General features: G+C 66.4%; 13 protein-coding genes and 1 pseudogene. 8 read left to right on the forward strand and 6 right to left on the reverse strand.

Annotated elements, in window-relative coordinates:
* Positions 1-12: 12 nt before the first annotated feature.
* On the reverse strand, positions 13-474 hold the full coding sequence (locus AB0M39_RS27615; RefSeq protein WP_365368618.1) for a helix-turn-helix domain-containing protein: 462 nt from the start codon (positions 472-474) through the stop codon (positions 13-15).
* Between the two features lie 128 nt (positions 475-602).
* On the opposite strand from AB0M39_RS27615, the gene AB0M39_RS27620 reads away from it, so the two are divergent.
* Both AB0M39_RS27620 and AB0M39_RS27625 read left to right on the forward strand, forming a co-directional pair.
* Positions 603-1,220: a hypothetical protein gene (locus AB0M39_RS27620; RefSeq protein ID WP_365368619.1), complete on the forward strand. Its 618-nt coding sequence runs from the start codon at positions 603-605 to the stop codon at positions 1,218-1,220.
* Between the two features lie 73 nt (positions 1,221-1,293).
* Positions 1,294-2,154: an MBL fold metallo-hydrolase gene (locus AB0M39_RS27625; protein WP_365368620.1), complete on the forward strand. Its 861-nt coding sequence runs from the start codon at positions 1,294-1,296 to the stop codon at positions 2,152-2,154.
* Between the two features lie 209 nt (positions 2,155-2,363).
* On the opposite strand, the pseudogene AB0M39_RS27630 reads toward AB0M39_RS27625, so the two are convergent.
* The 3 genes and pseudogenes from AB0M39_RS27630 to AB0M39_RS27640 form a co-directional block, all read right to left on the reverse strand.
* Positions 2,364-2,597, reverse strand: a pseudogene (locus AB0M39_RS27630) (IS982 family transposase); the annotation flags it as partial.
* Between the two features lie 86 nt (positions 2,598-2,683).
* Positions 2,684-3,622, reverse strand: coding sequence for a MerR family transcriptional regulator (locus tag AB0M39_RS27635; RefSeq protein WP_365368621.1), 939 nt, complete (start codon positions 3,620-3,622; stop codon positions 2,684-2,686).
* A 588-nt stretch (positions 3,623-4,210) separates the two neighbouring features.
* A complete protein-coding gene (locus AB0M39_RS27640) occupies positions 4,211-4,558 on the reverse strand; it encodes a DUF317 domain-containing protein (protein WP_365368622.1) in 348 nt (115 codons plus the stop codon).
* 214 nt (positions 4,559-4,772) lie between these two features.
* Here AB0M39_RS27640 and AB0M39_RS27645 point away from each other — a divergent pair, with 214 nt between their 5' ends.
* Positions 4,773-5,039 carry a hypothetical protein gene (locus AB0M39_RS27645; protein ID WP_365368623.1) on the forward strand — a complete coding sequence of 89 codons (267 nt, stop codon included), beginning with the start codon at positions 4,773-4,775 and terminating at the stop codon, positions 5,037-5,039.
* Between the two features lie 1,206 nt (positions 5,040-6,245).
* Here the strand turns inward: AB0M39_RS27645 and AB0M39_RS27650 are convergent.
* Positions 6,246-6,386, reverse strand: coding sequence for a hypothetical protein (locus tag AB0M39_RS27650; RefSeq protein WP_365368624.1), 141 nt, complete (start codon positions 6,384-6,386; stop codon positions 6,246-6,248).
* A gap of 628 nt (positions 6,387-7,014) precedes the next feature.
* Between AB0M39_RS27650 and AB0M39_RS27655 the strand changes: the two genes are divergently transcribed.
* The 5 genes from AB0M39_RS27655 (at position 7,015) to AB0M39_RS27675 (ending at position 11,360) form a co-directional block, all read left to right on the forward strand.
* Entirely contained in the window at positions 7,015-7,212 is a 198-nt protein-coding gene (locus AB0M39_RS27655) for a hypothetical protein (RefSeq protein ID WP_365368625.1), read from the forward strand.
* Positions 7,213-7,906: 694 nt separating this feature from the next.
* The gene (locus AB0M39_RS27660; RefSeq protein WP_365368626.1) at positions 7,907-8,341 is read left to right on the forward strand and encodes a hypothetical protein; all 435 of its coding nucleotides are present in this window, start codon (positions 7,907-7,909) and stop codon (positions 8,339-8,341) included.
* Between the two features lie 1,058 nt (positions 8,342-9,399).
* Positions 9,400-9,762 carry an SDR family NAD(P)-dependent oxidoreductase gene (locus AB0M39_RS27665; protein WP_365368627.1) on the forward strand — a complete coding sequence of 121 codons (363 nt, stop codon included), beginning with the start codon at positions 9,400-9,402 and terminating at the stop codon, positions 9,760-9,762.
* A gap of 32 nt (positions 9,763-9,794) precedes the next feature.
* Positions 9,795-10,214 carry an SDR family NAD(P)-dependent oxidoreductase gene (locus AB0M39_RS27670; protein ID WP_365368628.1) on the forward strand — a complete coding sequence of 140 codons (420 nt, stop codon included), beginning with the start codon at positions 9,795-9,797 and terminating at the stop codon, positions 10,212-10,214.
* A 210-nt stretch (positions 10,215-10,424) separates the two neighbouring features.
* Complete coding sequence (locus AB0M39_RS27675) at positions 10,425-11,360, forward strand: AraC family transcriptional regulator (RefSeq protein WP_365368629.1); 936 nt, start codon at positions 10,425-10,427, stop codon at positions 11,358-11,360.
* Between the two features lie 728 nt (positions 11,361-12,088).
* Here AB0M39_RS27675 and AB0M39_RS27680 read toward each other — a convergent pair.
* Positions 12,089-12,561 (reverse strand): hypothetical protein (locus tag AB0M39_RS27680; RefSeq protein WP_365368630.1); only part of this gene is annotated, 473 nt, incomplete at its 5' end.

Consider the following 12,561-nt stretch of genomic DNA (forward strand, 5'->3'; position numbering starts at 1 on the left):
GAGCGGGGCGGCTCAGGGTCGTAGCTGCGGCGGGTGTGTGCCTCCCACCACGGCCAGGTCCTCGAAGCGGATCTCCTCGCCGCAGGCGGCGCAGTCCGCTCGGGTATGCAGGACGGCACCGCATCGGTGCTGGAACTCCGCTGTGGCGAGGCCGTCCCGGCAGTATGTATCGCCCCACTCCTTGAGGGCGGCCAGCACGGGCAGCAGAGCCATGCCCGCCTCCGTGAGGATGTATTCGTCGCGCGGTGGATGCTCGCTGTAGCGGCGCCGCTCCACGACGCCTGCCGTCTCCAGCCGACGCAGCCGTGTGGACAGCAGTGTCCGAGAGAGCCCGACGGCGTCGGCGATCTCGGAGAAGCGCCGATTGCCGTACAACAGCTCGCGCACGATCGGCAGCGAATGGCGCTCCCCGACTACGGCTACCGCGTCGGTCACTGAACAGACGCGGGGTGTCGGTACAGATTCAGTACTCACTGTGCTAGATTAGCGTCATTAGTGAGTACAGTTTTTGTACTCACTCCGGTGCGACCGCCGGCCTCAACGGGGTCCGGCGCGGTCGTACGGCAGTCGAACTCGCACACGAGTGACAAGAGGCGAACGCCATGAGCAGCGAAGCCAACAAGCAGGTTGTCCTCGAGGCCATCGACGGCGCGACAGATCGCAAGAACCAGGTGCACCGCGTGATGGCACAGGGGGACTTCGTCGTGACTCACGCCACGACCACGCTCCCCGAAGGCGGTCAGGCCGCAGTCTTCGATCTCTGGCAGATCGCGGACGGTCAGATCACCGGCCACTGGGGTGACCACGAGGCGATCGTGGAACAGACGGCCAACGGTCACACCCAGGTTGACGGCGTCGCAGTCATCGACACGACCGCAGACACGGACGCCACGCGCAGGGTGGCGGAAGAGACGGTGCGCACGATTCTGGTCGACAACGACTTCTCCGACGTAGAGCACTATCTGGCGGGCGAGTCCTACATCCAGCACAATCCCCGCTTTGCCGACGGCGTCAGCGGACTGGGGGCCGCACTCGGTGAGTTGGCAAAGTCCGGCAAGTCCCTCAAATACTCGGACGTCCTGGACGTCGTCGCCGAGGGAGACTTCGCCTACCTCCGTTCGGTGGGCGTCTTCGCGGGCGCCGACTTCGTGTTCCACGACCTGTTCCGGGTGGCGGACGGGCGAGCCGTCGAGCACTGGGACGTCATGGTTGCGAGGTGAGACGAGGCGGCCGAGCCGCCCGTCCCCGTCAAGTACTGCCAGGCAACCACCGCACGGGAAGGGCGTGGTCTAGATGGCCTCCCAGACCGATTTGGCGTACGAAGTCTTCATTTCTGATCCGATCCCCACCAGCGTCACGGATCCCATTCCCAACGGAGAGCAGTTCTCCTGGTCGCCGATGTCGACCACGCTGATTTATGGGGAGAGGAACGCAGTACTGGTCGATCCCCCGCTGACGATCGACCAGGCCCGGAGGGTGGGTGACTGGGTCGAGCAGTCGGGCAAGAACCTCGAAACCATTTTCATCACGCACGGCCACGGTGACCATTGGTTCGGCGCCGGCCCTCTGGTCGAGCGCTTCCCCTGCGCCGCGGTGCTCGCCGGCGAGGACAGCATCCGTCTCATGCGACAGCAGAGCTCGGCGGAATTCAGAAAAGCCCAGTGGGACAACCTATTCCCCGGTCAGATCCCGCCGACCCCCGTGCTCGCACAGCCCGTACCACCGCAAGGATTTCTTCTGGAGGGCAACGTTCTGCGCTCCGTCGAAGTCGGTCACAGTGACACCGATGGCACCACCGTGCTTCACGTTCCCTCGATCGGGCTCGTCGTCGCCGGCGATGTTGTTTACAACGGCGTGCACGCGTACCTCTCCGAATCTGCGGACGGCGGGCGTGCAGAGTGGCTTCGGGCACTCGATGCGGTCGAACTGCTCGCGCCGCGCCATGTCGTCTCCGGGCACAAGAACAAGACGCTTTCGGACAGCCCGGACACCATCGAGGAAACTCGGCGGTACATCCGTGACGCGGACCGGCTCCTGAAGGAGACAACGAGCCGGCTCGAATTCTTCGATGCCGTGTGCTCCCTTCATCCCGAACGCCTCAACCGGGCGGTCGTGTGGCTCACGGCCACCGCGCTCATGGATGCGCAGAGCTGAGCCGGCGTTCAAAAACCAGCCCAGACAGCACCACCGTCCTGGGCTGCACCGCCCTAGTAGGGCTTGGTCAGGTCGGTGCTGGTGTGAGTATGCCGCGGTGACAGGTGGGGCAGACGCCGGTCCATGTTGCGAGGATGGTCTGTAGCTCGCGGACGACGCGGTAGAGGCTCAGGCCGGTGCCATGACTTCTGGGGCTCTGGCCAGTCGTTGGGCACGTAGGGAAACAGGTGGCCGAAGTCCCGCCCGACGCGGCGAAGCCAGCGCCGCTCAGAGGTGTATCCGGGCAGCGCCGACATGGCCGCGAGCGTGATCAGCTCGGCATCACTGAGCGTGGGCGTGATTCCGACGGCAGGCCGCCACGGCGCCAGCCACGGCGAAGCCTTCGATTCGTCGTCAATCCGAGCATAGAGTGCCGTTGCGAGGGTGCCCAGGTCGTTGGTCACACATCGACGTTGGACGCGCTGGTCTCATGTCCGCAGGTGATCCCTTGGACTCGTTCAGGGATCCGGGGCGGTGCCCGCTGCGGTGACTATGCGGCGCGGTCATTTCGCAGGGCCTGGGTAAGCCAGGGGTACACCGGGATCAGGTTCGGTACTACATGCCAGCCGTTGACGATCCACACCAGCCGCCAGTACCGGTCCACCCTGGGATCGTGCGCCTCTTCGAACCGTTGTGCCATCCAGTGCCGGAATTCCGTGTCAGGGGTGCGCGCGAACACCTCGGCGAAGCGGTGCACGAGTTCGTCGACGACGGGTGCGGCCCTGTTGCTGAGCGGGTCGATGCCCGACTTCCAAGCCTCGGCCACCTTCTGACGGGTGAACTCCATCAGCTCCTCGCCGGCATCGCGCTCGATGTCGAGCGGGCGCCCGGCGGCCTGGCGTACGGCCGTCCGGCGCATCCGGGCACGGAAATCCTCGTCGCCGACCAGCTCGGCGAGTTCCACCCACGCGGTGACCTGCTCGCCGGTCGGATCGTCGGGGAGGTCGGGAGTGGCAGCGCGAACCATGGCCACTGCGGCCGGGTCGGCATCCACTGTGCCGAAGGCGCCGTCCATGAAATCGTCGATCAGACGTCGGCGTTCCTCGCCGGACAACTGCGTGAGCCTGTGCATGAGCTTGGTCTCCTCGGGACTGGACCCGCGGCTGGCCACGACTCGCAGAACGCTCCGACGCAGTTGCAGCATCCGGATCTGGACGTCCATGGCGTCGGCGTGCGCCGCGGCGACTTCCGCCACCGAGAGCTCGCGGTCCAGCACCCGTTGAACCGTGGGCAGGTCCATGCCCAGCTCGCGCAGTGTGCGGACGAGTTCCAGACGAAGCAGTGCGTCGAGGTCGTAGAGCCGATAGCCGGCGGGACTACGGGTGGTCGGCGCCACCACCCCCGAATCGGAGTAGAACCGGATGGTCCTCACAGACAAGCCGGTCCGCCGGGAAAGCTCCCCGATCGAGTAGAGGGTCGTAACGTCCATGTCCCCCACTCTGCTGTCTCCAGTCGCTGGAGACTCAAGGCTATTCCCCAGCGGGGCCCCGACCGAGACGTCCTCCGAGTTGCTGAAGCATGAGTCGCGTGATCTCCGCTGACCGCACAGGATGAAACAGGCACGCTTGCACGCGCGGGGCGAGTGATGGCAGCGACATGCGACACCACTCGCTGGCGGCCTACGGCTACGAGCCCTTGGACTCAGTCATCTAGGAGCTCTCACTCTGTGCCGTCGATGCCCGATCGCTGCCGCTGTATGGACGAAGGTCGTGTCATTGGGGGAGCGATCGGCGGTTGCGCGGACTCAACGCGCGTACCGCATTCCCAATCGTGGACAGCTTGTCTTCCAGGTGCTTGGTGGGCCGCTCTTCGAGCATGACCCACTTCACCGCGTCAAGGTCAGCCATGTACTGCGCAGTCTCCACCTCGCCCTCAGGACCGTTTGCGTCCACCGTGAAGGTGTAGACGCGGGGCAAGCTAGCGTTCTGGAACCGCTGCCGGTTGTCGAAAAGGAGGACCGGGACGAGTGTCGGTGAACGGGGCGGGCCACCACCGGACCGCCCGAGTGGTTCAGTGATCAGCGCGGGGTGTGGGCGACAAGGGCAGCGAGGAATCCGGCCACGGCTTCGGTTGGAGTGTGGTGACCGAACTCCTGGACCCACGCCTCTCCTTCGGTGGGCTGTACCCGGACCTGCCAGACGGTTCCGCGCTTCCAAGCGGTGGCGTCCTCGGGGAGCCAGCCAACGTAGACGTGGCCGTCCGGGCTGTTCGCGTGGACGTTGGCCTCCGGGGTGTCGACGATCGACCAGCCGAGAGCGCCCAGGAGGTCGAGCACCGGACCCGCGCAGTGGTTGGAGGAGAGCCAGTGGCGATCTTCCACGGCGGGGCGGACGACGGCGGGGAGGAGGGCGGCGGAGGTGGTCATGGTTGGACGATCCCTTCGTTGACCTGCGGTTTTCCCGACACCCGTACGTTGACATGCGGTGTGCCGAAGTGCGTAGTCGTTTCCCGGCGGTGACGTCTGCCGTGGGCGAACTCGCGACGGTCAGCAGCGGGGCGGCCGGGGAATGGATCGGCTGACGCGGTTGTCGTACCTGGGTTGCGGCGACGGGCCGCACAGCATCGACGGGGGAGCAGGGTTGGCAGAGGCGAGCAGACACCGGGACGGAGCCGGGCTGGAGCGCAAGGTCCGCGCTGCCGGGCGGCCGTGGACCGTGGGAGACATCGCGATGGTTGCCGAGGGCCAGTGGGGCGTCGGCGCGCAGCCCGACCGGTGGCCGGACGAGGACATGGTGGTGGAGCGCCGGGTCGCGGAAGGCCGGCCCGTCGAGCTGACGCTGGAGGAGCTGGCTCGCGTGGTGGGCCCCCGTACCGAGGACGCCCACCGCGACGAGGACCTCGCCTGAGTGTTCAGCGACGCGGCCGCGCAGCGGGCGCCGACGGCCCGAAGATGGCCGAAGGCGCGGGCGGGTCGGGCACCTGGCCCGGGGCGTTGGGCGCGTGCCCGGAGCGGGCGACAGCGGCCTGAGTCAGGCGAACCGCCGGGGCCCGGTCTGGGGGCGCGGCGGCTTCACGAGCCTCGACCACGCGCCTGATCGCCTGCAGGTACGTACGGCTCTCCGCGTGGGCGACGCGGAGGTCGACTGCCGAGTGGGTGATCCGGTCCAGTTCGTAGAAGTCCGGCACGTACCCGGGACGGGTCAGGGCGTGCAGACGGTCCTGGTTGTCCCTTCGCAGCGAAGTTATCTTGAGTCTCTGAAAAGATGTCAGTTATGTACGCGAGTGAGGTAGTTCTGCACTTGCCTTAACGGTATTCCGCCGCAGTCAGTTCGACGGATGCAAAGCAACCAGCCGGAATCACAAAATACGCGCATCCGACTAGCCTGGAAGGGGGGCGAGTTGACGCCATCGCATCGTGGCCTGCGATGCAGGTGTGTCATTGCGCCCGGCGGGGGTCACCCGCGAGGGGGACCGGCTGCCGCTATGCCTGCTCTCGCGACAGGCGGATGGGCGAGCCCACCCGTAGGGGGCATCGGCTCCTGTCCATTTCGCGCCGTTCCGCGAAGGGGGGCCATCGGCGCGGACAGGGAAGCCTGTCAGTGCCCCAGCGTACGGTCGGTCAGCACGCCGTCCATCGGGACGAAGCCACGGCTCGGCGACCGTCGACTGTCAGTGGGTGCGGGTACAGTGCCCCCGCGCATTTCCGAGGAAGCGGATTCTGCCCACTTCACTGGGTGAACACCCGGCAAATCCCTCCAAAAACAACCGCTCGGGTGTGCCGTCCCTCACCCTCCACGGCATGTGATGTCCGTCACTCTAAGGGTAAAAAAGGGGTGCCGACCTGGGCTGTTACCGGATGAGCAAGATTAAACTGCGCAGATCAACATGCGGCCACACGATGCACAACCACCACGACGCAAGGCAAGATGGGGGCATCGCCGCACCCGAGTGTGATCGTCGCCACAAAGGCGGCCATTGTCTTGCGTACGCGGCGGTAACCGCATTCGGAAATGCGGAAGGCCCCACCCGTCGCCCGCGAAGCTCCAGGTGAGGCCCTCCCTCAGCACTCCGCCTGCAGCGCGGCCCCGACCGTTAGGTCGGGGCTTCTCGCGTTACAGCGGCCCGTAGTCCCGCACGATCTTGTAGACCGTGAAGACGACTGGCCCCAGCCAGCGGACCGCCCGTCGGTGCGGCGGAATCCGCTTGCTGCAGCAGCGACAGTGCCCCTCAGGCTTCTTGTCGTTCTCGGCCATCGGGATCTATCACCCCATTCCGTGGGACCTACGGATTTCGCAGGTCCGGTGGGTGGGTCCACATCCTTCGTGGACTCCGCGGGAGGCACGAGTGTTCGCGAACCCCAGGGGTGACTGATTGCAGAGCAGAGTACCCGCACGGTGCGGAATCCGTGGGGCCGTCAACTTCCCCTCGGCGCAAGGCGAGCGAGGCACTGCGTGCCGCGACGGACGGCTGCACGGGGCATGCATCCGCAACTATGCGCGATCACGGCACTCTTACCTGCGGCTCCCTCTGGGCGTACGTCCGGAACGGAGTGCCAGTTCCCCTCAAGGGAGTCGCCTATCTCACACAGGAATGCCAGGTTCTAGGTGAACCGTCAGGCCTGAACGACCGTATTAGTATGACTAGTTGGGCTCTGTGGTTACGAAGCAACGGCACCGACGCGGGTACGAGGCGCCTGCCGAGCCCGGTGCCACAGCTACAGGTCATGCTGACGGACGGCCGCCCGGGGGAGTTCGGCGAGAACGGCGTTCTCCGCGTCGGTGAAGCGCTGGATCTGGTCGCCGGTCTCGTCCTCCAAGTGGTTCCAACCCTCCATGTCGGGGGGCTCGTAATGGGTACGGACTCAGGCACCAGCCTGTACTCATGTCGTCGTACACCGCCCGCACGTACGTCTGGACCGTCTTCTGGAAGTCGGTGGTGGCCGGCGCGAGGGACGGCACCGTCAGCCGGATGTGCGCGACAGTGTTGTCCAGGGCCGCCATGTCCTCGGTCATCCCGTCGTACAGCACATCTCGGGTGCTGTCGTGCAGCTCGTGGCGTGTGCGGGTACTCGCGTCCTGAGAGTCGTTACTCCTCGCCTATCGGCGAGGAGTTCTGCCGCCAGCCTCTGTCGCGCCCTGCGGCGCAGTCCGGGCGATCGTCCCGTCCGTCGTATTATCCGGGTCGCCCCGACGTCCGGGGTTGTCATGGAGCCCTTTGGGGGCGTGCTGTGGCGAGCAACTGGACGCGTCGGAGTGGCATTTCGGGCGATCAGTTTGTCGCATCGTGCGCGGAACGGGGGAAAGGGAATTTCCGTTCCTGCAGATCACCGAGGAGCGGGCGGACTTCCCGTTCTTCACCGGCTGGGGGGCCGCCGGCGTCTCCAGCTCGTCCAGCAGCCGCTCCAGTTCCGTCCAGGAACGCGCCCGCTGCCGGACGTACACGCGGGCTGTCGAGGAACAGTGCGTGGCAGTGCTGGGTGATGGTCTGCAGGGCGTGCGCCCACGCGGTCGTGTTCTGGCTGGTCAGGACGGGTCTGCGGTGGTATTCCTGAGTGGCGGCTTGATGCCGCAGTCGCTGTATAGAGCGGCCTGCTTGGGGGTGAGCGGGGTGGTCTGGATTAGTTGTCCGGCGAGTCGGTGTTGTGCGGCCGAGGCCCTGGGTCGCCGGGCTCCCACCTCCGCGACGCCTTGCGTGTGCGGGAACGGCCGCATGGAGGATGGTTCAGGTGCTGTGTCCGAGGCGCAGCTAGCCTGGATGTGAAGGATGGGGGGCCATGTCTGCTTGGGACGCCGTGGCGGCCTTGAGTTCGGTGACTAGTACCGGAATCGTGGCCATAGCCGCTCTATATGCCGTGCGCCAAGTCCAAGAGGCCAAACGGACGCGGGCCTTGACAGCTCTCGTGGCTCTGCACCAGGAATACCAGAGCGCTGAGCTCAGTCGCGTACGGCGTCGGCTGAAGGCCAACGAGCTTGGCGATCTGACGCAACTCGGCGTGTCTGACAAGGAAGGGTTAGACAACCTCCTCCAGAAGTTGGAGCTGCTGGCGGTACTGACTAATCGCGGGCTGCTCGAAGTTGAAGACGTTGTAGCCCTGTTTCCTGGGGTCCCGACGACCTTCGCGTTGACGCGTCCGTATGTCGACCTGCATCGCGGTTCTAGGCCGCGGTACGCCATTCAGACGGAAGAGCTGGTGGGTCGGTATCCCTGAGTGCGTCGGGTTGGTGATGGGAGGATTGGGACCCGGTCTGAGGGATCGGGTGGCCTCTGGCGCTCTGGTGGAATCGCAGCCCGCCGGCCTCGACAGCCTCGAGAGCCCTGACCTGGCGATCCCTCGCGATGGCCCAGCCGTCGTCCCGACCCGAACTCTCCTTCTGGTGCAGCTCGTGGAACCTCGTCGTCGAGCGCTGGGCGGCATCGGGCTCGGGCAGAAGACGGCGGTAAGCGGAGATGGACTCGACGAGCTGGTCGTAGGCCCGATCCTGCCGGGTAAGAAGGTCTCCGAGCATCGGGACTGGGGTCCGCAGCAGCGCGTATGAGACGCCTGCACCGCCGAGTTCACCGTGTCCGATGGGTTCGAGCAGCCTGAGAGCGTCCTGGGCTGTGTGCGTTACTCGGCCGTGTAGGTCGTCAAGCTCGTACGCGGCCCCGATCACCTGCGTCGCGGTCCGGTGCAGTGGCTCAGCTGGCTGGTGCGTGATGTTGAGCGTGCTGACGTCCGAGACGCCGAGCATCTCGGCAATTCAGTCAGCCCTCGGGAGCAATCTCCACATCCTCCTCCGCTGAGCCTTTTTACCCCTCACTCCGAGCTGGCCAGATGAAGGGCTAGGACGGCGTGGACCAGGGCCCAGCGACCCCAGCAGGGGTACGGCTAGTCCCACCGGCACCCCGGCATCCTCCCGCTACCGGTACTGGCGGCAGAGATCCCGAAGGCGCACGGTGACGGCATTCGAGTACTGGGGGCGCCGACCGTCGTGGACCGGATCGCGCAGACGAGGTTCCACACCGGCTCCTGCGGATGTCGGACGGACCGGTCGGCGCCGATCAACCCTGGGCGATCTGTTCGAGGCACCGCCAGAGCTGAGCGCCAACCGGCACGGAGGTTGTGCCGGAACCCGTCCTCGCGAACAAAGGCAGATCGAGAGTATTTGAGACGCTGGGGTATGAGGATGAGACTGTTGAGCATGGAGAGTATCGATTGCCGAGACGTAGCGTGGTCTACCGAGAGGGGGCGTCCCTCCGTGAAGATCGTGACAAGGACGTATGACCATGAGCAAGATCTGGTTCATCACCGGGGCGTCCCGTGGCCTGGGCCGTCACTTCGTCCAAGCCGCAGTCGCCCAGGGCGACAAGGTCGTCGCGACCGCCCGGAACATCGACGGCGTCAAGGACCTGGCCGTCAAGCACGGAGACGCCGTGCTTCCGCTGCAGCTCGACGTGACCGACCGAACTGCGGCCGTCAGTGCCGTGCAGGAGGCGACCGCGCACTTCGGCCGACTCGACGTGGTCGTCAACAACGCCGGCTTCGGCTTGTTCGGTGCGATCGAGGAGATCACCGAGCAGCAGGCCCGCGACCAGATCGAGGTCAACTACCTCGGCGTGCTCTGGGTCACTCAGGCAGTGCTCCCGTAGATGCGCACCCAGGGCTCGGCCACATCATCCAGGTGTCGTCTCCCTTCGGCGTAGCGGCGTTCCCGCTGTTCGGCGGCCACCACGCCGCCAAGTGGGCCCTGGAGGGCTTCACCGAGTCGCTGGCCCAGGAAGTCGGCCCGCTCGGCATCAACGTCACGCTGGTCGAGCCCGGCGCCTACACCACCGAGTGGGCCGGTCCCTCGCTGGCCGCCGCCGAGATGATCCCCGCCTACGACCCCGCCCGCATCGCAAGCCAGGAGTTCGCCAAGACCATCGTCCCTGGCGACCCAGCCGCGGCCGCTCGGGGCCTCGTCGAGGTCGCCAACGCCGAGAACCCGCCGCTGCGCGTCTTTCTCGGCACCGCCGGCCTCGAGTGGCTCCCCGCGATCTACGCCGACCGCATCAAGACCTGGGACGAGTGGGCCGACCTCTCCCGCCGCGCCCTGAAGTAACCCTCACCCCCGACGTGGGCACACCTCGTACACGCTGGGCGGTAAAGGCGCGGAGCAGCGTGGCGCCGCGGGACCTTACTGCGGTGTCACACTGCAAGGAGGGACGTGAGTCTCACACAGTGAGAGCACCGATACTGATATGCCGCGTCTACATGTTTCTGCATCTCACACAAGGTGCGGAATCCTACCTTGGCCAGATAGCGTGACCAAATGGATGTACTTGCCGACGTTCTGGCGTCAACCGGGTTCACGGGAGCACTCCTCGCACAGCTTCGTTCCAACGGATCGCAGTGGGGGTGCGAACTCGACCAGGGGAGCATCGCCGGATTCCATCTGATCGTCGACGGCGCATGCTGGCTCCAGACTGCGAACATGGCACCGATCCAGCTGGTGTCCGGTGACGTGGTGCTGCTCCCCAGGGGCACCCCGCACCAGCTCCTGGGCAGCCCAGGCACTGAGACCCGCCCCTACTCGGAGATCGCAGCTGAGAACCCCCCAGGCCGCGCAGGCGTCGTGGACATGGGCGGTGATGGCCCGCAGGTCCGCGTGGTGTGCGGAAAATTCCAGTACGCGACGTCCACGGACCGCCATCCGGTGCTGTCGGTACTGCCTGAGGTGGTGCACGTGCCCGGCATGGCAGCGGACCCCCAGCTCCAGAGCGTCGTCCGGCTCCTCGCCGCGGAGGCCACCAACGGTCAGCCGGGATCCCGAGCGGTCGCCACCCGGCTCACAGAAGTGCTGTTCATACTGACCGTTCGCAACTGGCTGGAGCGCGCCGACGACGAGGACTTGGGCCCGTCATGGCTGACCGCTCTACGCGACCCCGATATCGGCGCCGCACTGTCGCTGATGCACGAGCAGCCGCAGGAAGACTGGACCGTCGACAGCCTCGCCCGCACTGTGGCCATGTCCCGACCCACATTCGCCCGCCGCTTCAAGTCCACCGTCGGCGCCAGCCCCCTCGCCTACCTCTCCCGGGTGCGCCTTGACCAGGCCGCCCGCCAGCTGCGTGACACCAACGACTCACTCGGCATCATCGCCCGCAATGTCGGCTACGCCTCCGAGTACGCCTTCTCCCGGGCCTTCACCCGCGAACTGGGTGTCCCGCCAAGCCGCTACCGCCGCACAGTCGGCGTCGAAGCCTGACCCTGTGGGACTGTAATCGATCAAGCACACCCTCAGAACTTCGACCGAGACCGCAGCCCACGGCAGGTCCTCGAGGAGCTGGCCACTCGTCTGCATCGCACATCCGTTCAGCGGCTCCTTGACGACGCCGACCTGATTCCCGGCGAAGTCCAGAGCCAGCAGCCGGGCCTCCTCCAGATTCTCGGTTCCGTGGTGACGGCCCATGCTCATCGTGAACTGCAACCCCAGGCAGCGGCCCTGCTAGCGCCGCCAGGAGGGAAGGCACGTCCAGGTCGACGAGGTCGACTTCGTACGGATCTCGGCCTACGGTCCTGGGCGCACCACGGTTTCGCGGCAGCGCCGCACTGCGGCCGACGTGCTGGACAGGGCCAACGGGTGTACCCCGGGCCCGGCGGGCGACTGGATTGGATGAGACAGCGGCTGGCTTCATGTAGGGTCTCGCCGCTCATGGCGCAGGCTGTGCCCGCCGATCAGCAGTTCTTCCGCTGTCTCGGGTCGATGGCGCAACTGCTCAGTCTCACGAGCGTGGCAATTCCTCGCGGTGCCGACCGAACGGTGACTGAGCGCGGTGGAGGGTTCTGACCGTTGTTCCGGATGTTGTTGGTGATCTTCGGCGCTGGCGCGGGCGGGTTCCAGGAGTCCCTGGTCTGCCGTCGCTGCCGACAAGATCACCAACAGCATATCGGAAGAGGCGACCTGAGGCCGCGGAGGTCCCGATACCGAGGGTGTCAGCGTCTCCTCGGGCGGCCCGGGTAGGAACCGGCCGGGCGCAGTCGGACGCCGTTCTTGAGGAATGCGAGCCGGACGGTGGCGAGGCTGACTCCTTCGCGGTCGCCTATGCCCTGGAGGGACAGGTGGTCCTGTTCGTACCAGGCGCGCCATGTCCCCAGGCGGGTGTTGGTGTGCTGGGTACGGCGGAACCGGGGCGGGTTCCAGTCGACGGGGTGCCGGGACAGCAGGCAGACGACGTGGGCCGTGGTGGTGTCCAGGGTGCGCGCGAGGCGGGCGATGGAGAAGTCGCCGCCGGGCACGGCCTGGTGGAGCTGGGTGACGGTGATGCTGTCCGGGTCGGGCCCGGGGAGTACGAGGTGGTGTAGGGCTCGGGCGGGGAGCCGGGGTGTCCACTGGAGGGGTTCGGTGATGCCGTGCTCGTCGAGGAGCGCGTGCGCGGTGTGGGTGAGCAGGTCGGCTTCGGCGGGCA

This window comes from Streptomyces sp. NPDC051907, from assembly GCF_040681075.1.
Taxonomy (GTDB): domain Bacteria; phylum Actinomycetota; class Actinomycetes; order Streptomycetales; family Streptomycetaceae; genus Streptomyces.

What these genes read in the sequence shown, in the direction of transcription:
- AB0M39_RS27675 (WP_365368629.1), top strand. Translation starts at nt 10,425, where the DNA reads ATGGATGTACTTGCCGACGTTCTGGCGTCAACCGGGTTCACGGGAGCA.
- AB0M39_RS27620 (WP_365368619.1), top strand. Translation starts at nt 603, where the DNA reads ATGAGCAGCGAAGCCAACAAGCAGGTTGTCCTCGAGGCCATCGACGGC.
- AB0M39_RS27650 (WP_365368624.1), bottom strand. Translation starts at nt 6,386, where the DNA reads ATGGCCGAGAACGACAAGAAGCCTGAGGGGCACTGTCGCTGCTGCAGC.
- AB0M39_RS27655 (WP_365368625.1), top strand. Translation starts at nt 7,015, where the DNA reads ATGTCGTCGTACACCGCCCGCACGTACGTCTGGACCGTCTTCTGGAAG.
- AB0M39_RS27665 (WP_365368627.1), top strand. Translation starts at nt 9,400, where the DNA reads ATGAGCAAGATCTGGTTCATCACCGGGGCGTCCCGTGGCCTGGGCCGT.
- AB0M39_RS27625 (WP_365368620.1), top strand. Translation starts at nt 1,294, where the DNA reads ATGGCCTCCCAGACCGATTTGGCGTACGAAGTCTTCATTTCTGATCCG.
- AB0M39_RS27640 (WP_365368622.1), bottom strand. Translation starts at nt 4,558, where the DNA reads ATGACCACCTCCGCCGCCCTCCTCCCCGCCGTCGTCCGCCCCGCCGTG.
- AB0M39_RS27635 (WP_365368621.1), bottom strand. Translation starts at nt 3,622, where the DNA reads ATGGACGTTACGACCCTCTACTCGATCGGGGAGCTTTCCCGGCGGACC.
- AB0M39_RS27660 (WP_365368626.1), top strand. Translation starts at nt 7,907, where the DNA reads ATGTCTGCTTGGGACGCCGTGGCGGCCTTGAGTTCGGTGACTAGTACC.